The organism is Neisseria gonorrhoeae (assembly GCF_013030075.1).
Taxonomy (GTDB): domain Bacteria; phylum Pseudomonadota; class Gammaproteobacteria; order Burkholderiales; family Neisseriaceae; genus Neisseria; species Neisseria gonorrhoeae.
This window is the reverse complement of the sequence record NZ_AP023069.1, coordinates 1217613-1242435: the sequence shown is the minus strand read 5'-3', so window position 1 is coordinate 1242435 and position 24823 is coordinate 1217613. Positions and strand designations below refer to the sequence as shown.

The 24823-nt window shown below is 54.4% G+C and carries 22 protein-coding genes, 1 tRNA gene and 1 pseudogene; 12 read left to right on the top strand and 12 right to left on the bottom strand.

Going from position 1 to position 24823, the window contains the following annotated elements; genetic code table 11:
• Window positions 1-33: 33 nt before the first annotated feature.
• From HT085_RS06515 to HT085_RS06500, 4 genes are all read left to right on the top strand, one after another.
• Window positions 34-1026: an asparaginase gene (locus HT085_RS06515; RefSeq protein WP_003691678.1), complete on the top strand. Its 993-nt coding sequence runs from the start codon at window positions 34-36 to the stop codon at window positions 1024-1026.
• A 2-nt stretch (window positions 1027-1028) separates the two neighbouring features.
• Entirely contained in the window at window positions 1029-1799 is a 771-nt protein-coding gene (locus tag HT085_RS06510; protein ID WP_010358842.1) for a TatD family hydrolase, read from the top strand.
• A gap of 89 nt (window positions 1800-1888) precedes the next feature.
• Complete coding sequence (gene prfA, locus HT085_RS06505; protein WP_003691675.1) at window positions 1889-2965, top strand: peptide chain release factor 1; 1077 nt, start codon at window positions 1889-1891, stop codon at window positions 2963-2965.
• Window positions 2966-3089: 124 nt separating this feature from the next.
• A complete protein-coding gene (locus HT085_RS06500; RefSeq protein ID WP_003691673.1) occupies window positions 3090-4088 on the top strand; it encodes a 2-hydroxyacid dehydrogenase in 999 nt (332 codons plus the stop codon).
• 72 nt (window positions 4089-4160) lie between these two features.
• On the opposite strand, the gene serS is transcribed toward HT085_RS06500, so the two are convergent.
• The gene (gene serS / locus HT085_RS06495) at window positions 4161-5456 is read right to left on the bottom strand and encodes a serine--tRNA ligase (protein ID WP_003691671.1); all 1296 of its coding nucleotides are present in this window, start codon (window positions 5454-5456) and stop codon (window positions 4161-4163) included.
• Between the two features lie 165 nt (window positions 5457-5621).
• Between serS and HT085_RS06490 the strand changes: the two genes are divergently transcribed.
• Complete coding sequence (locus HT085_RS06490; protein WP_002234182.1) at window positions 5622-6146, top strand: RNA pyrophosphohydrolase; 525 nt, start codon at window positions 5622-5624, stop codon at window positions 6144-6146.
• A gap of 66 nt (window positions 6147-6212) precedes the next feature.
• Complete coding sequence (parE, locus tag HT085_RS06485; protein ID WP_003691666.1) at window positions 6213-8198, top strand: DNA topoisomerase IV subunit B; 1986 nt, start codon at window positions 6213-6215, stop codon at window positions 8196-8198.
• A gap of 73 nt (window positions 8199-8271) precedes the next feature.
• Here the strand turns inward: parE and HT085_RS06480 are convergent, their stop codons facing one another.
• Together HT085_RS06480 and aroC are read right to left on the bottom strand one after the other, a co-directional pair.
• Window positions 8272-8697: a ProQ/FINO family protein gene (locus tag HT085_RS06480; protein ID WP_002238237.1), complete on the bottom strand. Its 426-nt coding sequence runs from the start codon at window positions 8695-8697 to the stop codon at window positions 8272-8274.
• A gap of 90 nt (window positions 8698-8787) precedes the next feature.
• Window positions 8788-9888: a chorismate synthase gene (gene aroC, locus HT085_RS06475; protein ID WP_003691663.1), complete on the bottom strand. Its 1101-nt coding sequence runs from the start codon at window positions 9886-9888 to the stop codon at window positions 8788-8790.
• Between the two features lie 146 nt (window positions 9889-10034).
• Here aroC and trmA point away from each other — a divergent pair, with 146 nt between their 5' ends.
• Window positions 10035-11123 (top strand): tRNA (uridine(54)-C5)-methyltransferase TrmA, encoded by a 1089-nt coding sequence (trmA, locus tag HT085_RS06470; protein WP_003691661.1) that lies wholly within the window; start codon window positions 10035-10037, stop codon window positions 11121-11123.
• A 19-nt stretch (window positions 11124-11142) separates the two neighbouring features.
• Complete coding sequence (locus tag HT085_RS06465; RefSeq protein WP_003691659.1) at window positions 11143-12336, top strand: amino acid aminotransferase; 1194 nt, start codon at window positions 11143-11145, stop codon at window positions 12334-12336.
• A gap of 64 nt (window positions 12337-12400) precedes the next feature.
• On the opposite strand, the gene HT085_RS06460 is transcribed toward HT085_RS06465, so the two are convergent.
• A tRNA-Arg gene (locus HT085_RS06460) sits at window positions 12401-12476 on the bottom strand.
• Window positions 12477-12760: 284 nt separating this feature from the next.
• Between HT085_RS06460 and HT085_RS06455 the strand changes: the two genes are divergently transcribed.
• Window positions 12761-13600: a c-type cytochrome gene (locus HT085_RS06455; RefSeq protein WP_002216672.1), complete on the top strand. Its 840-nt coding sequence runs from the start codon at window positions 12761-12763 to the stop codon at window positions 13598-13600.
• A gap of 445 nt (window positions 13601-14045) precedes the next feature.
• Window positions 14046-14854 (top strand): annotated as a pseudogene (locus HT085_RS11575) (transposase); the annotation flags it as partial.
• Window positions 14855-14961: 107 nt separating this feature from the next.
• Here HT085_RS11575 and gcvP read toward each other — a convergent pair.
• On the bottom strand, window positions 14962-17814 hold the full coding sequence (gene gcvP / locus HT085_RS06440; protein WP_003691655.1) for an aminomethyl-transferring glycine dehydrogenase: 2853 nt from the start codon (window positions 17812-17814) through the stop codon (window positions 14962-14964).
• A gap of 30 nt (window positions 17815-17844) precedes the next feature.
• The gene (locus tag HT085_RS06435; protein WP_003703774.1) at window positions 17845-18204 is read right to left on the bottom strand and encodes a hypothetical protein; all 360 of its coding nucleotides are present in this window, start codon (window positions 18202-18204) and stop codon (window positions 17845-17847) included.
• Between HT085_RS06435 and HT085_RS06430 the strand changes: the two genes are divergently transcribed.
• On the top strand, window positions 18203-18382 hold the full coding sequence (locus tag HT085_RS06430) for a citrate (Si)-synthase (protein ID WP_225577366.1): 180 nt from the start codon (window positions 18203-18205) through the stop codon (window positions 18380-18382). The genes HT085_RS06435 and HT085_RS06430 overlap by 2 nt on opposite strands.
• Here HT085_RS06430 and HT085_RS06425 read toward each other — a convergent pair.
• The 5 genes from HT085_RS06425 to HT085_RS06405 are packed head-to-tail and all read right to left on the bottom strand — an operon-like array spanning window position 18375 to window position 23067.
• Window positions 18375-19016 (bottom strand): arylesterase, encoded by a 642-nt coding sequence (locus tag HT085_RS06425; protein WP_003691652.1) that lies wholly within the window; start codon window positions 19014-19016, stop codon window positions 18375-18377. The two genes, HT085_RS06430 and HT085_RS06425, sit on opposite strands and share 8 nt — an antisense overlap.
• Entirely contained in the window at window positions 19006-19557 is a 552-nt protein-coding gene (locus tag HT085_RS06420; protein WP_003691651.1) for a DNA-3-methyladenine glycosylase I, read from the bottom strand. The genes HT085_RS06425 and HT085_RS06420 overlap by 11 nt, the downstream gene beginning before the upstream one ends.
• Before the next feature lie 3 nt (window positions 19558-19560).
• A complete protein-coding gene (locus HT085_RS06415) occupies window positions 19561-20079 on the bottom strand; it encodes a PqiC family protein (RefSeq protein ID WP_003691649.1) in 519 nt (172 codons plus the stop codon).
• Window positions 20079-21740, bottom strand: a complete 1662-nt coding sequence (pqiB, locus tag HT085_RS06410; RefSeq protein ID WP_003691646.1) for an intermembrane transport protein PqiB — start codon at window positions 21738-21740, stop codon at window positions 20079-20081. Before pqiB ends, HT085_RS06415 begins: the two co-directional genes overlap by 1 nt.
• On the bottom strand, window positions 21733-23067 hold the full coding sequence (locus HT085_RS06405; protein ID WP_012503779.1) for a paraquat-inducible protein A: 1335 nt from the start codon (window positions 23065-23067) through the stop codon (window positions 21733-21735). Before HT085_RS06405 ends, pqiB begins: the two co-directional genes overlap by 8 nt.
• 310 nt (window positions 23068-23377) lie before the next feature.
• Here HT085_RS06405 and HT085_RS06400 point away from each other — a divergent pair, with 310 nt between their 5' ends.
• On the top strand, window positions 23378-24007 hold the full coding sequence (locus tag HT085_RS06400) for a biliverdin-producing heme oxygenase (protein WP_010360624.1): 630 nt from the start codon (window positions 23378-23380) through the stop codon (window positions 24005-24007).
• A gap of 24 nt (window positions 24008-24031) precedes the next feature.
• Here the strand turns inward: HT085_RS06400 and HT085_RS06395 are convergent, their stop codons facing one another.
• Window positions 24032-24685, bottom strand: coding sequence for an IS1595 family transposase (locus HT085_RS06395; protein WP_172763938.1), 654 nt, complete (start codon window positions 24683-24685; stop codon window positions 24032-24034).
• Between the last annotated feature and the right edge of the window lie 138 nt (window positions 24686-24823).

Below are 24823 nucleotides of genomic sequence, written 5' to 3'. Positions count from 1 at the left end.
TTTCAGGCGGTCTTTGCATTTTCAGAATGAGCCATGAAACAGAAAATTTTTGTCCTTTATACCGGCGGCACCATCGGCATGACGCAAAGCAGTGCGGGCTTGCGCCCCGATACCGCGCTGGTCGGGCAGGCACTCGCGCCGTTTTCAGACGGCATGGATTTCGATTGGCACGTTTGTGAGCCGCTGATTGATTCTTCCGCCGTCCAACTGCAAAACTGGTGCGCTTGGCTGGACATCATTGCCGCCGCGCTGCCGCAGTACGACGGTGTTTTGGTGCTGCACGGCACGGACACACTCGCCTATACCGCCAATATGTTCGCCCTCGCCCTGCAAGGTTTGGACAAACCGATCGTCCTGACCGGTTCGCAATGGCCGTACAACGCAGAGGGCAGCGACGCGCCGCGCAATCTGGTGACTGCCGTTGCCGCATTCCCACTCGGATTGAAGCAGACGCTTATTGCCTTTGACGGCAAACTGTATCCCGCCGTCGGCAGCAGCAAAATCAGCACGGAAACCGCCGCCGGTTTCGGCAATGCCCATTTCGGCGCACTTGCCGAGTGGGACGAAACCCGGGGCTGGCACAATGTCCGCATCCCGAATCAGGACGCGGCAGATGTTTCAGACGGCCTCGAAATCCGTTATCCCGACCCGCAGGCAAAAATCGCCGTCCGCACGCTTATCCCCGGCTTTGCCGTCCAAGAACTTGCCGACGGGCTCGGACAGCTTCCCGCCCAAGCCCTTATCCTGCAAAGCTACGGACACGGCAATACCCCCGCCGGCGAAGGCTTCATCCGCGCCGTGCAAGACTTTACGCAGCAAGGCAAATTGTTGCTTAACATCAGCCAAGTGCCGCAGGGTTGCGCTGCCGCCGTTTACGCACAGGGCGACGCGCTGCGTCGGGCGGGCGTGGTCAACGGCGGCAAATGCAATTTGGAAACCGCAACCGCATTGATGACGCTTGCCGTTTCCGAAGGATGGGGCGCGGACGGGGTGAAACACGAGTTGCAGCGGTTGGGGCTGGTGTGAAGATGAGGCTGACCGACACACATTGCCATCTTGCCGATTCCGTTTTGCGCGGCAATCTGGCGCAGGTGCTTGCCGAAGCGCGACAGGCGGGCGTGTGGCGGTTTATCGTTCCCGCCACCTGTCCGCAGGATTGGCAGGACGTGGCGGAACTGTCGGAAATGCCGTCCGAACACGGTCAAATCCGTATTGCGCTGGGCATCCATCCTTGGTTTTCAGACGGCATTGCGGAACAGGATTTTTCCGGTTTGGAAGCCGTATTGGTGCGTTACCCCCGAGCGTGGGTCGGCGAAATCGGCTTGGATTTTTACGACAAAACCCAAACGCCGCCGCAGCGTGAACGGCAAATTCAAGTTTTTAGCCGCCAGCTTGCCATCGCGCAAACCCTGCGCCGCCGCGTGATTATCCATAATCTCAAAGCCACCGCCGACATCGCCGCCGCCGTCAAACAGACAGGCTTTACTCAAGGCGGCATCGTTCACGCTTTCTCAGGCAGCGCGGAAGAAGCGCGCGTGTTGACAAAACTGGGGTTCAAAATCGGCATCGGTTCGCTGCTGCTCAATCCGAACGCGCGTAAAGTGCGCGATACGCTTAAAGCCTTGAACGACGGGGATTTCGTATTGGAAACGGATAGCCCGTTCATGTTGGAAAACACCGTCAATACGCCTGCCAACATTCTTCGGATTGCCGAAATTGCTGCGGAAATACGCGGTACCGGCGCGGCGGAAATCGCCGCGATAACGGAACGCAATGCCGACAGTCTGCTCCGTCCCTAGATTATCTTTTTGAATATTCAGAAAATATATTATAATGACCGCGTTTTGATGCCGTCTGAAATTCAGGCGGCGTTTGTTATGGAAGAATTATGAAGCCGTCTATCTTAGAAAAACTGCAACAACTCGGCGACCGGTTGGAAGAAGTTACCCACCTTTTAGGGCAACCCGAAGCCACATCCGATATGGACAACTACCGCAAGCTCACGCGCGAACACGCCGAACTGACCCCCGTCGTCGAAGTATTCCAAAACTATCGGCTTGCCCAAAGCGACTTGGCGGATGCCGAAGAAATGTTGTCCGACCCCGAAATGAAAGACTTTGCCGCCGAAGAAATCGAAGCGGCGAAAGCCAAAATCGACGAACTCGATACCGAATTGCAAAAACTGCTGCTGCCCAAAGATGCCGACGACGACAAAAACATCTTTATCGAAATACGCGCCGGCACGGGCGGCGGCGAAGCCGCGCTGTTTGCCGGCGATTTGCTGCGTATGTACAGCCGCTACGCCGAACGCAACCGCTGGCAGGTTGAAATCGTGTCCGCCAACGAAAGCGAATTGGGCGGCTATAAAGAAGTCATCGCCCGTATTGTCGGACTCGGCGCGTACAGCCGTCTGAAATTTGAATCGGGCGGACACCGCGTGCAGCGCGTCCCCGCCACCGAAAGCCAAGGCCGCATCCACACCTCCGCCTGTACCGTTGCCGTCATGCCCGAAGCGGACGAGCTCGAAGACATCGAACTGAACCCCGCCGACCTGCGCACCGATACCTTCCGCGCATCCGGCGCGGGCGGTCAGCACATTAACAAAACCGACTCCGCCGTCCGCATTACCCACTTGCCGACAGGCATGGTGGTCGAATGCCAAGACGGCCGCAGCCAACACGCCAACAAAGCGCAGGCGATGAAAGTCCTCGCCGCCCGCCTGAACGACGCGCAAAAACGCGAAGTCCAAGCCAAAGAAGCCGCCGAACGCAAATCCCTCATCGGCAGCGGCGACCGCAGCGAACGCATCCGCACCTACAACTATCCCCAAGGCAGGGTAACAGACCACCGCATCAACCTCACCCTGCACAAGCTGGATTTTGTGATGGACGGCGATTTGGCAGAAATCACCGATGCCCTGATTGCCGAACATCAGGCGGAGCTTCTGGCGGCGATGGGCGATTGAGTTTTGTGTTTTGAAATGGAAATGCCGTGCATGAAATCAATTTTAATCCGCCATATTCTACTGATTTGTTTGAATTCGGTGTATTATGCCGTTTCTCAACCATAGACGACAACTGGACATATTGATGAAGATTGCGATTTACGGTACGAAAAGCTATGACCGCGAACATTTTACCCGCGCCAACCGGCATTTCGGCTTCGAGCTGGAGTTTTTTGATTTCATGCTGGATGCGAAAACGGCGAAAATGGCGGAAGGCGCGGAAGCGGCCTGTATTTTTGTAAACGACGACGCCAGCCGGCCCGTGTTGGAAAAATTGGCGCAAATTGGCGTGAAAACTGTGGCGTTGCGTTGTGCCGGCTTCAATAATGTGGATTTGAAGGCGGCTGAAGAGTTGGGCTTGAAAGTCGTGCGCGTGCCTGCCTATTCGCCCGAATCGGTTGCGGAACATACGGTCGGTCTGATGCTGACTTTGAACCGCCGTATCCACAAAGCCTACCAGCGTACCCGCGATGCGAATTTTTCGCTGGAAGGTCTGACCGGCTTCAATATGTACGGCAAAACGGCGGGCGTTATCGGCACGGGGAAAATCGGTATCGCAACGATGCGGATTTTAAAGGGTTTCGGTATGAACCTGCTGGCTTACGATCCGTTTTGCAACCCCGAAGTGGAAAAACTCGGCGGCAGGTATGTGGATTTGGACGAGCTGTATGCCCGATCGGACATCATCACGCTGCATTGTCCCGCCACGCCGGAAAACCACTATATGCTGAACGAAGCGGCGTTCGACAAAATGAAAGACGGCGTGATGATTATCAACACCAGCCGGGGCGGGCTGATTGACAGCGCCGCCGCCATCGAGGCGTTGAAATGCCGGAAAATCGGTGCATTGGGCATGGATGTGTACGAGAACGAGCGCGAGCTGTTTTTTGAAGACAAATCCAACGATGTGATTACCGACGACGTGTTCCGCCGCCTGTCGTCTTGTCATAACGTACTGTTTACCGGACATCAGGCATTTTTGACGGAAGAGGCGTTGGGTAATATTTCGGAAGTTACGCTGTCCAATATCCGCGAGGTCGGACAGACCGGCGATTGCGGCAATGCGGTTCGTGCCGACGGTTGATGTGTTTTAAGAGTTTAAAGGAAATGCCGTCTGAAACAGGTTTCAGACGGCATTTATGTTCAGGGTTAAGGCTTATTTCACTTCCAACTTGGTAACACCGCCCATATACGGTTGCAGTGCGGCGGGGATATTGATGCTGCCGTCGGCGTTTTGATGGTTTTCCAAAACCGCGACCAAAGTGCGACCGACTGCCAAACCGGAGCCGTTTAAGGTATGTACCAAGCGGTTTTTGCCGTTTTCGTCTTTGAAACGCGCCTTCATGCGGCGTGCTTGGAAATCTTCGCAGTTGGAGCAGCTTGAGATTTCGCGGTAGGTATTTTGTGCGGGAACCCAAACTTCCAAGTCATACGTTTTGGCCGCGCTGAAACCCATGTCGCCGGTACACAGGGTAATCACGCGGTAGGGCAGTTCCAAAGCCTTCAGGATGTTTTCGGCATGGCCGACCATTTCTTCCAGCGCGCCGTATGATTTTTCGGGATGAACGATTTGTACCATTTCTACTTTGTCGAACTGGTGCTGGCGGATTAGGCCGCGCGTGTCTTTGCCGTATGATCCCGCTTCACTGCGGAAACAGGGCGAATGCGCGGTCAGCTTCAGCGGCAGTTGTTCGGACGGGATAATGCTGCCGGCAACGGTATTGGTCAGGGTAACTTCGGCTGTCGGAATCAGATATTGCGTGGTTTTGGTTTCATCGCCGCCGCGGGTAACGTGGAACAAATCTTCTGCAAATTTGGGCAGCTGACCTGTGCCTTGCAGCGTCGTATCGTCAACGATATAAGGCGTGTAATGCTCGGTGTAGCCGTGTTGCAGCGTGTGCGTATCGAGCATGAATTGCGCCAAGGCGCGGTGCAGACGGGCGATTTGTCCGCGCATCACGGTAAATCGTGCGCCGGAGAGTTTCGCGCCGCCTTCGAAATCCAAGCCCAAAGGCTCGCCCAAATCGACATGATCTTTGATTTCAAAATCAAATTCGCGCGGCGTACCGACTTTGCGGACTTCGACGTTTTCGGTTTCGTCTTTACCGGGAGGTACGCTTTCGTGCGGCAGGTTAGGTATGCTCAACAACCATGCGTCCAATTCTTTTTGAACGGCATCCAAATCGGCGGCAGCCTGTTCCAAATCGGTTTTGATTTGGGCGACTTGATCCATGGCCGCCTGCGCCTCTTCATGTTTGCCCTGACCTTTCAGTGCGCCGATTTGTTTGGAAATGCTGTTGCGCGAGGCTTGTAGTTCTTCGGTTTTCACCTGAACGGACTTGCGTCGTTCTTCCAGTGCGTCAAAACGCGCGGTATCAAAGTCATAACCGCGCCGTGCAAGCCGTTCGGCAACGGCGGCGGTGTTGCTGCGGAGCAATTGGATATCTAACATAGTCTGATTCCGGAATTAATTTGAAACGTATTATTGTAAACCAAATTTAAGATATTTTCCCGAATCCGTCCGTGTTTCGACATGCTTGAACCATACCGTCCGATTTGTCAAAACCGTCCGATTTGTGGGAAAATCCCAAGATTGAATTTAACGGAGGGCGACACCGTGTTGGACAGGGAAGGCTATCGCCCCAATGTCGGTATTATCCTAATTAACGAACGTAACGAAGTCTTTTGGGGTAAGCGCGTGCGCGAACATTCATGGCAGTTTCCTCAAGGCGGCATCAAGCCCGGCGAAAGCCCCGAAACCGCGATGTACCGCGAACTTTACGAAGAAGTCGGACTTCTGCCGCAACACGTCAAAATCGTCGGGCGGACGCGCGACTGGCTGCGTTACGACGTGCCGAACAACTGGGTGCGCCGCGAATGGCGCGGCTCTTATCGCGGGCAGAAGCAGATTTGGTATCTCCTGCGCCTGACCGGCCGGGATTGCGATGTCAACCTGCGCGCCACCCGCCACCCCGAATTTGACGGCTGGCGTTGGCATCAATATTGGGCGCCCGTTGACGAAGTGATTGATTTCAAACGCGACGTTTATTTGGGGGCGTTGAAAGAACTCTCTTCCCGCTTCCTGCGCGGTATGGAAAGTTATGAAGACTTTGCCGCCCGCCAACCTTCCGGCAACCGGTAAAACAACGGAACGCAACGCTTTCAGGCCGTCTGAAAGCGTTGTTTTTCTTACTTTCAGATTATTCCTATGGCTAAAAACAACCAATACAGCGAATCCAGCATCACCGTCCTCAAAGGCTTGGAGCCGGTCAAAGAACGTCCCGGCATGTACACCCGCACCGACAGCCCGACACATATCTGCCAAGAAGTCATCGACAACGCGGCGGACGAGGCGTTGGGCGGTTTCGCCACTGAAATCGACGTGCAAATTCATGAAGACGGTTCGCTTTCCGTGCGCGACAACGGGCGCGGCATTCCCGTCGGCCTGCACCCTGAAGAAGGCGTACCCGTAGTCGAACTCGTGTTTACCCGCCTGCACGCGGGCGGCAAGTTCAACAAAAAAGACGGCGGCAGTGCGTATGCCTTTTCAGGCGGCCTGCACGGTGTGGGCGTATCCGTTACCAACGCGCTTTCCACCCGACTTGAAGTCAGTGTCAAACGAGACGGCAAAGTCCACCGCATCGTGTTTGCCGGCGGCGATGTGGTCGAACCGTTGGCACAAGTGGGCAAATGCGCCGTCAAAGACAGCGGCACCGAAGTGCGCGTGTGGCCGGACGGCAAATATTTTGAAAGCCCGAATTACAGCATTCCCGAACTCGAGCGTCTATTGCGCGCCAAAGCCGTGCTGCTGCCGGGCGTGCGCGTTTCCCTGACCCGTCCGGTCAAAGGCGAAGACGAAGCGCACACCCAAACCTGGCATTACCCCGACGGTCTGAAAAGCTATCTGACCGACCTGATTGCCGACGCACAGGAAGCCGTGCCGCTGTTCTCCTGCGAAAACTACATTTCAGACGGCCACAACGGCGATTTCAGCATTGGCGAAGGTGCCGCGTTTGCTTTGACTTGGCTGGAAGAAGGCTCGTGCGCCAACGAAAGCTACGTCAACCTTATCCCGACCTCGCTGGGCGGAACGCACGAAGCAGGCTTGAAACAAGCCGTGTTCAACGCCGTCAACAATTTCATCAACCTGCACAACCTCTTACCGCGCGGCGTTAAAGTGCAAAGCGACGACGTGTTCGGAAAAACCGCCTTCGTCCTCTCCGCCCGCGTCCTCGACCCGCAATTCCAAGGTCAGACCAAAGACAAGCTGACCAACCGCGACGCGCTGAAACTTGTCGCCGCCGTATCGGGCGATCCTTTGGAATTGTGGCTGAACCAAAACGTGGACTTCGGCAAAAAAATCGCCGAACTCGCCATCCGTCAGGCACAGGCACGGATACGTTCGGTTAAAAAAATCGAAAAGAAAAAAGGCAGCGGCGTCGCCATCCTGCCCGGTAAGCTGACCGACTGTGAAAGCGAAGACATCCGCGAAAACGAACTCTTCCTCGTCGAAGGCGATTCCGCCGGCGGCTCCGCCAAACTCGCCCGCGACAAAGCCACACAAGCCATCCTGCCCCTGCGCGGCAAAGTGCTCAATAGCTTTGAAGTCCACCCCGACCAGCTTTTCGGCAACGCCGAAATCCACGACATTTCCGTCGCCATCGGTGTCGATCCGCACGCCATCAACGACCATCCCGACTTAAGCGGCCTGCGCTACGGCAAAATAGCCATCTTGTCCGATGCCGACGTGGACGGTTCGCATATTCAGGTTTTGCTGTTGACCCTGTTCTACCGCCACTTCCCCAAACTGGTCGCCGACGGACACATCTACGTCGCCCAGCCGCCGCTGTTCCGCGTCGATGTCAACGCACAAGGCAAAAGCAAACCCGCCCGCAAATTCTACGCCCTCGACCAAAACGAACTTGACGGCATTTTAGAGCGGCTGCAAAAAGAAGGCGTTAAAGAAACCGCCTATTCCATCAGCCGTTTCAAAGGCTTGGGCGAGATGAACCCCGACCAGCTCAAAGACACCACCATGCACCCCGACACCCGCCGCCTGTTGCAGGTGCAAATCCCCGAAGGCGCGGATGACGAGACGCGCGACATCTTCGTCAAACTGATGGGCAAAGGCGAAGCCGCCGCCCGCCGCGCTTGGATGGAACGCGAAGGCGATACGGCGCAACTCGATATTTGAGCCGTGATTGCCGCATACGAAAAAATGCCGTCTGAAACCAAATCGGTTTTCAGACGGCATTTCGTTTGGGGATTTATTCTGCTGCGGAAGATTCGGCTGCTTCGGCTTCAACAGACGGCGTTTCGGCGGCAGCTTGGGCGGACTGCTGTTGCAAAGCCTGCTGCACGAAAGGATGGTTTTGCGCAATCGCCTGTTCTTCGGGGGTAACTTCGCCTTTGAAACGGTTGTTCAAATCGAAACGTTTGCCGCCGCGCGCCAAGGCTTTCAGATAGCGCGGACGGCGGCAGTGGTTGGCGAGGACGCGTGCAATCAGTGCGGAATCGTATTGCGGCAAAGCGGCAATCAAATCCTGATCGATGCCGAGCGCCAACGGTTTGAAGCGTTTGAATACATCGTATTTGCCGTAGATGTGGTCGGCGATCATTTCGGTCTGTTTCTTTTTGCTCATAGTTTGGACGGCGGATTTCAGTGCCGCGCCCAAAGCGGTTTCTTGTGTCATTTCGGTTGTATTCCTCTAAGAATCGTGCGTTCAGACGGCACGGCAATGGTCGGTATTTTAGTATAAAGCCCGTGTTTTGGCTAAATCTTTTTACTTGTCCGAGCGGGAAATATCGGGCGTATCCGCGGCAACATCCGCATTTTGCGCACGATGGCGCAGGGCGTGGTCGATTAAAACCAAGGCGAGCATAGCTTCGGCAATCGGCGCGGCGCGCAAGCCGACGCAGGGATCGTGCCTGCCGCGGGTGGCGAGTTCGACGGGGTTGCCGTGAATGTCGATGCTTCGGCGCGGTGTGGCGATGGAGCTGGTGGGTTTGATGGCGATATTGACGCAGATGTCTTGCCCGGTGCTGATGCCGCCGAGGATGCCGCCCGAATGGTTGGACAGGAAGCCTTGCGGGGTCAGTTCGTCGCCGTGTTCGCTGCCGCGTTGCGTTACGCTGTCAAAACCTGCGCCGATTTCCACGCCTTTGACGGCGTTGATGCCCATCATCGCGTAGGCGATTTCGGCATCGAGGCGGTCGAAAACGGGTTCGCCCAAACCGACGGGGACGTTGGCGGCTTCGATATGCAGTTTCGCGCCGACGGAATCCAAGGATTTGCGCACACCGTCCATATAGTGTTCCAGTTCGGCGATTTGGCTTTGGTTGGCGGCAAAAAAAGGATTTTGGGAAATGTGTTCGCTGCCTTCAAACCGGATTTTTTTTTCGCCGACTTGGGTAACGTAGGCGGTGATTTCCGTGCCGAATTTTTCTTTCAGCCATTTTTTGGCAACGGCTCCGGCGGCAACGCGGGCTGCGGTTTCGCGGGCGGAACTCCTGCCGCCGCCCCGGTAGTCGCGCGTACCGTATTTGTGCCAATAGGTATAGTCGGCGTGTCCGGGGCGGAAGGCGGTGGCGATGTTGCCGTAGTCTTTGCTGCGCTGGTCGGTGTTGCGGATTAGGAGGGCGATGGGTGTGCCGGTGGTTTTGCCTTCGAATACGCCGGAGAGGATTTCGACTTGGTCGGCTTCGCGGCGTTGGGTAACGTGGCGGCTGGTGCCGGGTTTGCGCCGGTCGAGGTCAAATTGGATATCCGCTTCGCTTAATTCCAAGCCGGGCGGGCAGCCGTCGATGATGCAGCCCAAACCCGCGCCGTGGCTTTCGCCGAAGGTGGTCACGGTGAAGATTTGTCCGAAAGTGTTGCCTGCCATGATTTTTCCCTTTATCGGTATAGTGTGGAAAGATGGCGGATTTTAGCACAAAAGCCCGTCCGTCATTGAAGGGGCGGCAGTCAAAGAGTTTGCGTGCGGCGAGGAAAATCGGCTTATAATCCGGCCTGATTTTTCAGGATAGCGATATGAATGACTACACGCAGCAGCTTCAAGGTAAAAAAGACTACCTTAAAACCCTTTTTGCAGGTTTGGATGTTCCTGAGTGGGAAGTGTACGAATCTCCGGACAAACACTACCGCATGCGCGCCGAATTCCGCATTTGGCACGAAGGCGGTGAAATGTTTTACGCCATGTTTGAAAAAGGGCAGAAGGCTAGCGGGGCAAGCCTGATCCGTTGCGACCGTTTCGATGCTGCTTCAGAGGCAGTCAACTGCCTGATGCCCGAATTGATTGCCGTTGCCGCCCAATCTGCCGAACTGAGAAACCATTGGTATGCCGTCGAATTTCTGTCCACGCTCAGCGGGGAAATGCTGGTTACCATGATTTACCACAAAAGGCTTGATGATGAGTGGATGAAGGCGGCGCAAGCGTTACAGCAACAGTTGGATATTTCCGTTATCGGGCGGAGCAGGGGGCAGAAAATAGTCTTAAAACAGGACTATGTGACGGAAACCCTGCGCGTCGGCGACCGCGATTTCCACTACCGCCAAATCGAAGGCAGTTTTACCCAGCCGAATGCCGCTGTATGCCGGAAAATGCTCGAATGGGCGTGCCGCGCGGCGGAAGGCTTGGGCGGCGACCTGCTCGAACTGTATTGCGGCAACGGCAATTTCACCCTGCCGCTGTCCCGATATTTCCGACAGGTTTTGGCAACCGAAATCTCCAAAACCTCCGTCAGTGCGGCGCAATGGAATATTGAGGCAAACTGGATAGGCAACATCAAAATCGCCCGCCTGTCTGCTGAGGAGTTTACCGAAGCCTATACCGGAAAACGTGAGTTTACACGCCTTAAGGAGAGCGGTATTGTTTTGACGGATTACGCATTTTCCACTATTTTCGTCGATCCGCCGCGTGCCGGCATCGATGAGGAAACTTTGAAGCTGGTGTCGCAGTTCGACAACATCATCTACATTTCCTGCAATCCCGAAACGCTGCGCGCCAATTTGGACACCTTGACGGAAACCCATACGGTCGGACGTGCCGCCCTGTTCGACCAATTCCCGTTTACGCACCATATCGAAAGCGGCGTACTGTTGAAAAAGAAAATCCTTTGAAAAGCAAAAGGTAAGGACTATGTACCGACACATCGAATACTATCCCGGCGACCCGATTTTGAGTTTGGTCGAAACCTTCAAAAACGACCCGCGCCCCGAAAAAGTCAATTTGAGCATAGGCATTTATTTCGACGACGAAGGCAGAATGCCCGTATTGGAATCCGTAAGCCGTGCCGAAACCGCCCGCACCGCTGTGCCTGCGCCGTCGCCCTACCTGCCGATGGAAGGTTTGGACGTTTACCGCAGCGCGGTGCAGCATTTGTTGTTCGGCAAAGGCAACCCCGCGCTCGCGCAGGGACGCATCGTTACCGTACAGACTCTGGGCGGCTCGGGCGCGCTCAAAGTCGGGGCGGATTTCCTGCACCGCTGGTTTCCCGAAGCGCGCGCCTACGTCAGCGATCCGACTTGGGACAACCATCGCGGCATTTTTGAAGGCGCAGGTTTCGAGGTCGGCACTTACCCATATTACGACCCTGCCACTGTCGGCGTGAAATTCGACGAAATGACCGCGTTTTTCAACACCCTGCCCGAAAACAGCGTCCTCATCCTCCATCCCTGCTGCCACAACCCGACCGGCGTGGATATGTCGGAACGGCAATGGGACGAAGTGTTGCAGATCATCAAAACGCGCAAACTGATTCCGTTTATGGACATCGCCTACCAAGGCTTCGGCGGCGATTTGGACAGCGATGCCTACGCCGTCCGCAAAGCGGTGGAAATGGATTTGCCGCTGTTTGTCAGCAATTCGTTTTCAAAAAACCTGTCGCTCTACGGCGAACGCGTCGGCGGCTTAAGCGTGGTTTGCCCCAATAAAGAAGAAGCGGATTTGGTGTTCGGACAACTCAAATTCACCGTCCGCCGCATCTACTCCAGCCCGCCCGCGCACGGCGCGTATATCGCCGCCGACGTGATGAACAGCTCCGAACTTTACGCCTTGTGGCAAAACGAAGTTTATATGATGCGCGACCGCATCCGTGCGATGCGGCAGAAACTTTACGGCGTATTGACCGCCCGAATCCCCGACCGCGATTTCACTTATTTCATCAAACAGCGCGGAATGTTCGGCTACACGGGGTTGAGCGTGGGGCAAGTCCGCAGGTTGCGCGACGAATTTGCCGTTTACCTGCTGGATTCCGGCAGGATGTGCGTCGCCGGGCTGAATACATCAAATATCACTTATGTCGCCGATGCGCTTGCCGAAGTGTTGAAATAAGAATTTGAAGTAAGTCAAAAGGCCGTCTGAAAAATATTTATCTTTCAGACGGCCTCTTTATAATTGGCGCACCCAACAGGGATCGAACCTGTGACCTCCAGCTTCGGAAACTGACACTCTTCCAACTGAGCTATGGGTGCGGAAAACGTAAGGTTAACGTAAATTCTGCAAATTGGCAAAGGTTATCTTGCGCCGGCAGGCGGCGTATGGCGGCACAAGGGGAGTTTTCTTGGAGATAATCCGGTATTTTCAACGGATTATTTGTTTTGTACAGATACCATTGGCAAATTTTTTCATATTTTCAATGATAGCGATTGGAAAGACCATGTGAATTCAGTATAATCCAGCAAAATATTGTTAACTGTGTTTAACACGCCAAACTATAATCTACAGCACAACCTAACCTGACGGCGAGGCCTACCAAATGAAACAACTCCGCGACAACAAAGCCCAAGGCTCTGCACTGTTTACCCTTGTGAGCGGTATCGTTATTGTTATTGCAGTCCTTTATTTCCTGATTAAGCTGGCGGGCAGTGGATCGTTCGGCGATGTCGATGCCACTACGGAAGCGGCAACGCAGACCCGCATCCAGCCTGTCGGACAATTGACGATGGGTGACGGCATCCCCGTCGGCGAACGCCAAGGCGAACAGATTTTCGGCAAAATCTGTATCCAATGCCACGCGGCGGACAGCAATGTGCCGAACGCTCCGAAACTGGAACACAACGGCGACTGGGCGCCGCGTATCGCGCAAGGCTTCGATACCTTGTTCCAACACGCGCTGAACGGCTTTAACGCCATGCCTGCCAAAGGCGGTGCGGCAGACCTGACCGATCAGGAACTCAAACGGGCGATTACCTACATGGCGAATAAAAGCGGCGGTTCTTTCCCGAATCCTGATGAGGCTGCGCCTGCCGACAATGCCGCTTCAGGAACAGCTTCTGCTCCTGCCGATAGTGCAGCTCCGGCAGAAGCGAAGGCAGAAGACAAGGGTGCGGCAGCCCCTGCGGTCGGCGTTGACGGTAAAAAAGTCTTCGAAGCAACCTGTCAGGTGTGCCACGGCGGTTCGATTCCCGGTATTCCCGGCATAGGCAAAAAAGACGATTGGGCACCGCGTATCAAAAAAGGCAAAGAAACCTTGCACAAACATGCCCTTGAAGGCTTTAACGCGATGCCGGCCAAAGGCGGCAATGCAGGTTTGAGCGATGACGAAGTCAAAGCGGCTGTTGACTATATGGCAAACCAATCCGGTGCAAAATTCTAAATTCGGATTAAATTAAAAAACGGGGCAGGTATCTGCTCCGTTTTTTTATGGGAATTTATTTGTTCGTCCGTGTGGAAATGACATCAAATGGGTGTGAATAGAATAGGCTTTTCATCTTTGAAATCTGTCTGCCCGATCGGATGAATAAAAAGTAGGATGATAAAAAAGCTGATGTATGGATACTGGTTTAACCCATTTGTTTTATATTCAATTAAAAACAAAATAGTACAACACTCGACGTTGAAGGTTTAACCATGGCATACTCTGCGGACTTAAGAAACAAAGCTTTAAACCATAGCGGATTAACAAAAATCAGGACAAGGCGGCGGGCCGCAGGCAGTACGAATGGTACGGAACCGATCCGCCCGGCGCTCCATCACCTTAGGGAACCGTTCCCTTTGGGCCGGGGCGGGGCAACGCCGTACCGGTTTTTGTTAATCCGCTATATTACGGACAATGCAAAAACACCGGCCAAACCGCAGCAACGTTTAACTTGTCAAGAAACACGCTTTACCTGCGGATTCGCCTTAAAAAACAAACAGGCAGCCTAAAACATCAAGTTACCGGCCTAAATGCCGCCAAATCGGATAGGCAAAAACCGGCTCGATATGTCGGGCGGCATCCGGATGCCTGTCTGCATGAAATCGCCAAACATTTTGATTGTACGGCAGCCGCCGTTTGCCATGCGCCCAAACAGATGCGGATGGCGCGCAAAAAAAGACCGCCGCTTACAAAGAACAAGACCCGGCCAAAGTAACGCATTATTTGACACGGCCGGCCGGATTTTCCGACTGCCAACGCGTTTGTCCGGATGAAACAGGATTCGACCGCCGCCTGTTCCGCCCCTATGCCCGCAGCCTGAAAGGGCAAATGGCGAAAGCGCGGATAAGTGGGAAAAGATACCGGCGCTTATCTTTGGTGTCCGCACAAGTCGGCAACCGGCCGATTGCTCCGATGGTTTGTCAAAATACGGTGGCCGGGGTCTTTTTTGAAGCGCGGTTTCAGCAATGCCTACTGCCCGCATTGGCTCAAAAATCGGTGATTATTTCAGATAATGCGCGATTTCGCCGTATGGGTGCCTTACGGGGAACGGCGGAAAAATTGGGACATAAGGTATTGCCTCCCGCACCTTGTTCGCCTGAGCCCAACCCGATTGAGAAAGTGTGGGCGAATATTAAGCGGTATCTGCGAACCGTTTTGTCTGATTACGCCCGATTTGACGATGCACTACTGTCCTATTTTGATTTTAATTGACTATAAAGTTATAGTCGAGATACGTGTATCGGTGCAACCGGTCTGCCGTTGACGAAAATGCCGTCTGAAAGTGTTTCAGACGGCATTTGTCTTCGGGGTTTCAACAGTCAGTCTTCATAATTTTCCATCGGCGGGCAGCTGCACACGAGGTTGCGGTCGCCGTACACGTCGTCCACGCGGTTGACGAAGGGCCAGAACTTGTGTTCGCGCACGAAGGGCAGCGGGAAGACGGCTTCTTCGCGAGAGTACGGATGCGCCCATTCGCCGGTTATATCTGCGGCGGTGTGCGGCGCGTTGACCAGTGGGTTGTCGTCTTTCGGCCATTCGCCGTCGATGACTTTCTGCACTTCGCGGCGAATGGATTTCAGGGCGGCGATGAAGCGGTCGAGTTCGGCTTTGCTTTCGCTCTCGGTCGGTTCGATCATCAGCGTGCCGGCAACAGGGAAGGAAACCGTCGGCGCGTGGAAGCCGTAGTCCATCAGGCGTTTGGCGATGTCGGTTTCGGTGATGCCGCTTTCGGCTTTGAGCGGACGCAAATCGACGATGCATTCGTGCGCGATGCGGCCGTTTTTGCCTGTATACAGAATCGGATAGTCTTCGCTCAAGCGTTTAGCGACATAGTTGGCGTTGAGCAATGCCCAGCGTGTTGCCTGTTCCATGCCTTGTTTGCCCATCATGGTCAGGTACATCCAAGTAATCGGCAGGATGGATGCAGAACCGAAGGCTGCGGCGGCAACGGAGGTTTGCCCGGCACTTGCGCTGTGGGTGTCGGTCAGGGTATGCCCCGGTGCGAACGGGGCGAGGTGGGCTTTCAAGCCAATCGGACCCATGCCCGGGCCGCCGCCGCCGTGAGGGATACAGAAGGTTTTGTGCAGGTTCATGTGCAACACGTCCGCGCCGACTTCGGCGGGCTGCATGATGCCGATTTGGGCATTGAGGTTTGCGCCGTCCATGTAAACCTGTCCGCCGTTTTCGTGAATGATCCGGCAGATGTCGCGGATGCCTTCTTCGTACACGCCGTGTGTGGACGGATAGGTAATCATGATGGCGGACAAGGCATCGCGGTGTTGTTCGGCTTTGGCTTTCAAATCGTCAATATTGACGTTGCCGTGTTCGTCGGTATCGACGACGACGACTTTCAAACCGAGCATGGCGGCGGTGGCGGGGTTGGTGCCGTGGGCGGATTTGGGAATCAGGCAGATGTTGCGGTGTGCTTCGCCTTGGGCTTCCTGATAACGGCGGATGGCGAGCATACCGCTGTATTCGCCTTGTGCGCCGGAGTTGGGCTGGAAGGAAATCGCGTCAAAGCCGGTGATGGCTTTCAGGCTGTTTTCCATATCAGCAAGCAATTCGCGGTAGCCGGCGGTTTGCGCTTCGGGAGCGTAAGGGTGGATGTCGGAGAACTCAGTCCAAGTAATCGGCAACATTTCCGCAGTCGCATTGAGCTTCATGGTGCAGCTCCCGAGCGAAATCATGCTGCGGTTCATAGCCAAGTCGCGGTCTTCGAGTTTTTTCAGGTAGCGCAACATTTCGTGTTCGGTGTGGTAACTGTTGTACACAGGATGTTGCAGAATGTCGTCTTGACGCAGTAATTCGGCGTTCAGACGGCCTTTGACATCATCGGCAAATGTGAACGTATCCTTGCCGGTAAACGCGCGGTACAAATCGGCCAAATCTTCGTATACCGACGTTTCATGGAATGCAGCCGCAACTTGAGTATTGTTGACGCGGCGCAGGTTGTAACCCGACTCCAAAGCAGCGGCAAACACTTGGTCTGCTTTCTCTTTGCTGCCGAAATCGACGGTAACGGTATCGAAGAAGACTTCGTGAACCACTTTGAGGCCGTCTGAAACCAGCGCGTCGGCAAAGACGGAAGCCAGTGTGTGAATGCGGTTGGCGATGCGTTTCACGCCTTTGGGGCCGTGATAAACGGCGTACATGCCCGCCAAGTTCGCCAGCAATGCCTGTGCGGTACAAATATTGGATGTCGCTTTTTCGCGGCGGATGTGTTGTTCGCGGGTGGACAAAGCCATGCGCAAGGCAGGTTTGCCCGATGCGTCTTTGGATACGCCGATGATGCGGCCCGGGGCGGAGCGTTTGAACTCGTCTTTAAACGCGAAATAAGCGGCGTGCGGACCACCAAAGCCCATCGGTACGCCGAAACGTTGGGTGTTGCCCAAAGCAATATCTGCACCCAATTCAGCCGGAGACTTCAGCAAAACCAAGCTCATGATGTCGGCGGCAACAGCAACGATTGTGCCTTTGGCTTTCAGACGGCCGATAACGTCCTGCAAGTCTTGCACGTCGCCGTCTTTACCGACGTATTGGAACAGCGCGCCGAAGTATTCGCCTTCATCCGCTTGGGCAAAATCGCTGACCACCAGCTCGAAGCCGAAATATTTGGCGCGGGTTTTCATCACGTCCAAAGTTTGCGGATACACGCGCGCATCCACAAAGAAACGCTCGGATTTCACTTTGCCCACGCGGTGCGCCATCGCCATCGCTTCGGCGGCGGCGGTCGCTTCGTCCAACAAAGACGCGCCCGCCACAGGGAAACCGGTCAAATCGATGCACACCTGCTGGAAGTTCAACAACGCTTCCAAACGACCTTGGGCAATCTCCGCCTGATACGGCGTGTAGGCGGTGTACCAGCCCGGGTTTTCCAATACGTTGCGCAAAATCACGTTCGGCACGCGGGTCGGGTAATAACCCAAGCCGATATAGGACTTGTTGATCACGTTTTTCGACGCGATGCCTTTCAATTTCGCCAATGCGTCCGCCTCGGTCAGGGCTTCGGGCAAATCGAGTTCGGACGGCATACGGATGCTTTGCGGCAAGGTGTTGCCGACAAAGTCGTCCATGCTCTTCTCGCCGACAGCGGCAAGCAACGCCGCTTCGTCGCCGAAACTCAAATGGCGCGCGGCAAATTCGTTGGGGTTGAACAGTTCGGACAGTTTCATTTCTACTCCTTCGGGTTTGTAGGGCTGCCATCAGGCAGAATTTTTAGACATCGGATGATTCGGGCAAGGGTGGCACAAAAGGCGGGATAATGGCGGACAACGCGCCAGAATGCAGCAGGTCGGGACAAGCAGCGCCACAAGCGGCAGCGATAAGGGAAAGCCGCCGCCCAAAACCATGAAACCTGCAGGCACCAGCCAAGCCAAGGGATGAGCCGGAAGCGGAAAAACAACATTGAGCAGAACCAAAATCACGACAAACAGCGGCAGCCCCGCCATCAGGTTGGCACGCCTGTATGTTGCGTACGGGTCGGATGCTTCTTCAGGTTCGCAATATTCCATGATTTCAGCCTGTCCGGGCTTTATCCGCAGCAGGTTCGGACGGTCGGTCATGCCGTCTGAACCGGCAGGCCGTCTTTCTCAAAAAACGCCATACCGCTGCAACTTCATGCGGCTGTATGGCGTAGGTTTTGCACTTCAGACGGCATATGCGTCCCGAAGCAGTTTGGTGTCCCAGTCGGTTCATGATTATATAAACAACTTGGGTGCGGATAAACCTTTGTTTATCTAAACCCATGTTTTCTCAAAAATTGATTCAAATTTTCGGCGAATTTCCGATAGCCTTTGCCGTTGGCGTGGATTTGGTCGGATTTCAGATTATTATTGCCCAAAATTTCCGCCCACGCGCCGCCGAACAACGGAATGCCGTATTCCTCGGACAAATCCTCATACAGCGGATGGTCGCTCAAATGCCCGAACAACGCGCCCAGTGTGATGTGCGGCACGCCGACGAGGACGGCGGGAATGTTTTCCTTTTGCACGGTTTCGATGATTTTCGCGATATTGGCGCGGGTCTGCTCCTCGGGAACTTTGCGCAGAAAGTCGTTGCCGCCTATGCCGACAATCACAAGCTTGGGTTTGCGTGCCAACAGCGCGGGCAGGCGCGATAGGGCTTGCGCGGACGTATCGCCCGATACGCCGCCGTTGACAATATTCCAACCCGTCAGTTTTTGCAGTTGCGCGGGGTAGGATTCGCCGGGGTTTGCTCCGTAGCCGAAGGTGAGCGAATCGCCCAAGGCAAGCACGGTGCTTCCTTCGGGAATTTTGGCGTGGGTTCGGGCGGATTTTCTGCCGCAGGCGGTAAGAAGCAACGCGCCTGCGCCGAGGAGGAAGGTTCTTCTGTTCATTGGTTTTTCAGACGGCATCGAGCCATTTCGGGTGGTATTTCAGGGTTTTACGGTAAACCGGACAGCTTTCGGCGTGCGCGCCTTTGAGGTAGCCGGTACTCATCAGAAATTCGCCGACGATTTCGCCGCCGACGAATTTGAAATGTTTTTTAAAGAGTTTGACCCATTCGTCTTTGCTTCGCGGATGGTGCGCGTCGAGCCAGTTCTTGAACGAACCGTGTTCTTGTTGCAACGCTTGGATTTGCCGTGCATTGAAAATGGCGGCATCGATTTTCAGACGGTTGCGGACAATACCCGCATCGGTAAGCAGCCGTTCAATATCGGCTCCGCCAAATGCGGCGACCGTATCGATGTCGAAACCTTCAAATGCCGTCTGAAACGCCTGCCGCTTCTTCAGCATCAGCGTCCAACTTAATCCTGCCTGATTGATTTCCAACACCAGCCGTTCAAACAGTCCGTTGTCGTCCTTAATCGGAAAACCGTATTGCGTATCGTGGTAATGTTTGTTCGGGTTGTCGGTGTTTTCGGGAAGTGAGGCGGCAAATTCGCAATAGTTCACGGTTTACTCGACCATCTGTTGCGCCGCCTGTTTCAGTCCCTGTTCGAGTGCGGCGGTCATGGCGGCGTAGCCGTCACCCTGCTGTTCGGTTTCGATATGGAAGGGTCTGTTCGTACCGTCGGGTAGGACGGCGTAGCCGCTGATGAGGGTTTTGCCCGTGTAGCTGCCTTGGAATGCGTCGATATAGACCGTCCATTTGTCGGTACTGCCGCTGCGTGAGGCAGGAACAAAGGTGCGTGTGCTGTCCAAACGGTTGAATGCATTGCTCAACGCCGCTTCGAGCATATCGTCCAAGGTGTCTGCCCAAACATGGTTTTGTGCGGTGTTGATGCGGTAGGGGTCGGTTTGATAGACCAGTCCGCCGCGTTTGAGCGGTTCGGCAAGACGGACTTCGACGGCGGTTTCGCCGCCTTGCGTTGCAGGACGGATGTAGCGGCTGTCGGGCAACACGAAATATTGTGTGCTTTGCACAGTACCGCAGGCGGCAAGCGTCAGGGCGGCGGCGATGGGGAAAAGGCGCATTATCGGCTTCCTTTCGGGATAGGGTCTTTGCTGCTGTTGTTGAAAATCAGTGCGTTGGGTTTTTCTTTCAAAGTGTTAATGACGGGTTGAACGTCTTTTAAGGTTTTGTCCAAACTTTGCAGCGTATTTTGTACGTCTCCGTAGATAGGCGATTGAGGCGATACGCCTTGCAGGGTTATGCGCAACTCTTTCAGAGTTTGGTTCAGTTCGTTCGGGATGTTTTGCGTCTGCGGATTGCCGACCAGTTTGTCAATGGAGCTTAGGGCGGCATTGGCGGATTTGAGTGCGGACTTGAGTTCGGCGAGCGAGCCGTTCAATTCGGCAACGGTTTTATCCAATGGCAGATTGTTGAATTTGTCCAGCAAATCCGCCAATTTGGCCTGCAAGTCGTCCAAACCGCCGCCCCGTGTGGCGATGACGGTATCGCCTGCATAAACGGTATGCGGTCGCAGCTTGGGCGAGGCGGAAGGCTGATCGTTCAACTCAATCATTTTGCCGCCGGTCAGCAGGTTGTTGCTGGAGATGGTGGCGGTCAGGCCTTTGTTTAAGGCCGTCTGGAATTGTTGTTTCCAATGCTCTTTGCTTTGCTCGTCGGCATTGATTTCCAAACGGGAAGGCTCGATGCGGATGCGTACGGGAATCCAGCCGTTTTCAAACAGGTGCAGGCTGTCATTGCGGTCAAAATAAGGGACATCGGAAACCATGCCGACATTCAGCCCTTTGTATTCGACAGGCGAACCGACGGTCAGTCCGCGCACGGATTGTTTGAAAAACGCGGTGTAGTACAGCGAGCGGTCGTCAGGCAGGTTGGCGATTTCGCTGCGGCTGTCGTAAAGCGTGAAGCTGTCCTCGCTTTTGACGTTTTTACTGTTTTTGGTTTTCGGCGAATCAAATGAAATCGCGCCTGACAGCAGGGCAGGCAGAGGGGCGGAATTGAGTTTGATGCCGCTGCCTGTGGTTTCGATATTGATGCCGCTTTCCAGCCAAAAACGGCTGGCGGAATGAATCAGTTTGTCGTTGGGGCTTTGGATGAAGATGGTGTAATGCACGCTTTGGTCGGACGGGTCGAAATGCGCGCTTTCGATTTGCCCGACCATAAAGTTTTCATACAAAACAGGGCTGTTGACGTTGAGGATGCGGTCGTTTTTACCAATCAAATTCAAGCGCAGCCCGCTTTGCCCGATGGCGGTAACGGGCGGAATGTCCTGCACTTGGAACACGTCTTTTGCCTCGCCGCTTTTGCCGGGTGTAAAAGCGATGTACGAACCCGAAAGCAGCGTACCCAAACCGGTTACGCCGCTTTGGTCGATACGCGGCTTGACCACCCAGAACTGGGTATCGCTGCGGATGAGGCCGGATACGTCCGCATTGAGTTGGGCAGTAACTTCCACGCCTTTTTGGTCGTCGCGCAGTTTGATTCGGGTAACGCGTCCGACATCGATGCTCAATACCTTAATGACCGTATTGTTGACTTCGATGCCTTCCGCGCTGTCCATCAAGAGCGTAACCACAGGCCCCCTGTTGCGGATTTCCTTAACCCAAAGCCAGCCGCCGGCAATCAGCGCGATCAGCGGGACCAGCCAGACGGCGGAGAGGAAGGTGTTGTTTTTGCGGACGCGTGCTTGAGCGTGTCCGTTTGGAGGAGGGCTGTTGTCAGTCATATTTTTCCGTTTCGTTGAAAGCAATGCCGTCTGAAGCGCGTTTGTCCCAAAGCAGGCGCGGGTCGAAATAATAGGCGGACAGCATCGTCAGAATCACGACCAGGCAGAAATAGACTGCCGCACTGCCCGGAATGACGCGCGCGGCATAAGTGTGGAACGAACACATCAAAATAATAATCACAAAAATATCAATCATCGACCAGCGGCCGACCGCTTCGGTGATGCGGTAGAGGTGCGACAATTTCTTTGCGCCCGCCGGCAAAGCGAACCGTGCCGCCGCAATCAAAACCGACATTGCCGCAATCTTCAGCACCGGCACCAAAATACTCGCGCTGAAAATAACCGCCGCAATCAGCCTGTCGCCCTCGTCCCACATATAAGCGATGCCGCTAAAGATGGTGTTGGCCTCCGTGGCGGCAGGATTGGACGAAATCATAATCGGCAGGATATTGGCAGGGAAATACAAAACAACCGCCGCCGTCAGAAACGCCGACGAAATACTCAGACTTTTCGGCCGTCGGCGGTACAGTTCCGCGCCGCACACCCCGCAGGGGGATTCGGCACTGTCGCGGAAATACAGGCAGCGGCTGCAACAGGTTTTGCCTTCCGATGCCGTCTGAACCGCATTATTCCCCGTCAGCCGCCCGATTTGGAAATACACCCAATGCTGGGGAACCGATACCGAAGTCCGAATCAGCATAACCGACAGCGCGAACATCAGATAAAACGCCGGCCCGAAGCGAACCTTTGCCACAGACGAGAGCTTGATATACGCCACCAGAGTGGAAACAAAAAACACATCCACCATCATCGCCTGCCTCAAGCGCACCATCACACGCGTTGCCAAACGCAGCGCAGGATACGCCTGTTTCCGTATCAGCGCGGCATAGACATACAGGCACAGCAGCAGAAACAGAACCGGCGCGCCGAAAGTCAGCACAAACATCACTTCGGCCAAAAAACCATAATCCTGAAACACCATCAGGCGCATCATCTCGGGCAGCGAAAGGACGGATGCCGCACCCGGTATCCCGACCTCGATATACGTCATACTGTAAGCAAACGCCATCAAAATCAGCGAAGCCGCCGCATAGGCGGGCGGACCGGAAAAAGGGTGGCTGCCCACCCTGAAGAGTTTGTGTCCGCAACGGGGACAGAACGCCGCCTCTCCCTTGTCCAACTGGGGCACGTCTGTACGGCAGCCGCATTCCGGGCAATCTACCGTATGCGGCGGCAGGGCTTCGTCGCGGCAGTTGCCGCGAAGGCTGTGGGGGATATTTTCGGCAAACGGCTTCATCGGGAAAGTGGCAAATATAAATGGCGGCATTATAAAGGAAAAAAAGCGATACACCCAATCAGGATGCAAAACCGGCAGGTTCGGCAGTATGAACAAACCCTTGGTGTCCGGCAAAAATATTTTTTGAGCGGCTGCCCCTCCGGCCGACAAGCCTATTTGATAAAACCCCGATTTTGTAAATAATCATAAAATACCCGCTTAAAAATATAACGCAAATGATATTTTTTCGTAAAATATGTGATAATAAATTTCGTTTATGATTCTTTATTATTTTTGTATGCGGGCAAGTCCGGATTTTGCCCGCACCGCATCCTTATCCCTTACCGACAAAGGAGAACTTATGAGCGAAACCGAAAACCAAGCCCTGACGTTTGCCAAACGCCTGAAGGCGGATACCACGGCGGTTCACGACAGCGTGGATAACCTCGTTATGTCTGTCCAACCGTTTGTCAGCAAAGAAAACTACATCAAATTTTTGAAACTGCAATCCGTGTTCCACAAAGCGGTTGATCATATCTATAAAGACCCCGAGTTGAACAAAGCCATTTCCGAGCTGGAATACATGGCGCGATACGATGCCGTAACGCAAGACTTGAAAGACTTGGGCGAAGAGCCTTACAAATTCGACAAAGAATTGCCACACGAAACCGGCAACAAAGCCGTCGGCTGGCTTTATTGCGCCGAAGGATCCAATTTGGGCGCGGCATTTTTGTTCAAACACGCGCAAAAGCTGGATTACACCGGCGAACACGGCGCGCGCCACCTCGCTCCGCATCCGGACGGGCGCGGCAAACACTGGCGCGCCTTCGTCGAGCACCTGAATGCCCTGAACTTAACTCCGGAAGCAGAAGCAGAAGCCATTCAAGGCGCGCAGGAAGCGTTTGCTTTCTATAAAGTGATTCTGCGTGAAACCTTCGGTTTGCCGGAAGGAACAGAAGCCCCCGAAGGCATGATGCCGCACAGACATTAAAAATGGGGCTGTACTAGATTATCCCTAAATTCCACACCGATCCCGCAGGATTTTTAGCTGCCGGGACGGTGTGCCGGAGTTAAATCGAAATTCGCATTCCCTCAACAACGGCGGGAAAGGTTTACGATCGATTCCGTTGTATTTCCGCAAGGCGCGTTTTGCCTGATTCCAAAAGTTCCCAATGCCGTTAATGTGGTTCCGACGGTCTGCAAATTCCTTGGAACGGTTGATGCGGCAACGGGTAAAACCGCCCGCGTCCGACTTGCCGCGGCTGCCCGGGCTATCGGCATAAACAATACCGTCCGGCATGATTTTCTTTTTGACGGCAGGGGGCAACGTTTCAGGCTCGGCATCGTCCGCGGCAACGGTATAGGCCCGCCCGTTGCGTTTCGGAATGCCGAAGACAACCGCTTTTCCTGCCGCGCCGCGACCGCGTCTGCCTTTACGCCGTACGCCGAAACAGCTTCCGCCCGGCCCGGCGGGGCCCTCGAAAACCTCATCGGCAGCCAAGGCCAAACGATGGTTGGCAACCGTGCGGATTTTACGGTAAAACAGTGCCGCCGAATCGGGATGGATACCCAAAATATCGGCGGCAGAACGGGCGGTAACTTCCGGTACAAAAGAACGGAGCGGTTCTTTCTGTACTTCTTTCTTTAATTTGCAGTGTGTTATCTTCATATTTCGAGGGTAACATATCTGCCAATCTAGTACAGACCCTTAAAAATAATGAAACAAACAAGGCCTCGGCATAGATGTTTGCAGAGACCTTTAATTACACGACACAGATTTATTTGTACGGGTTGCTGTCTTATTAAA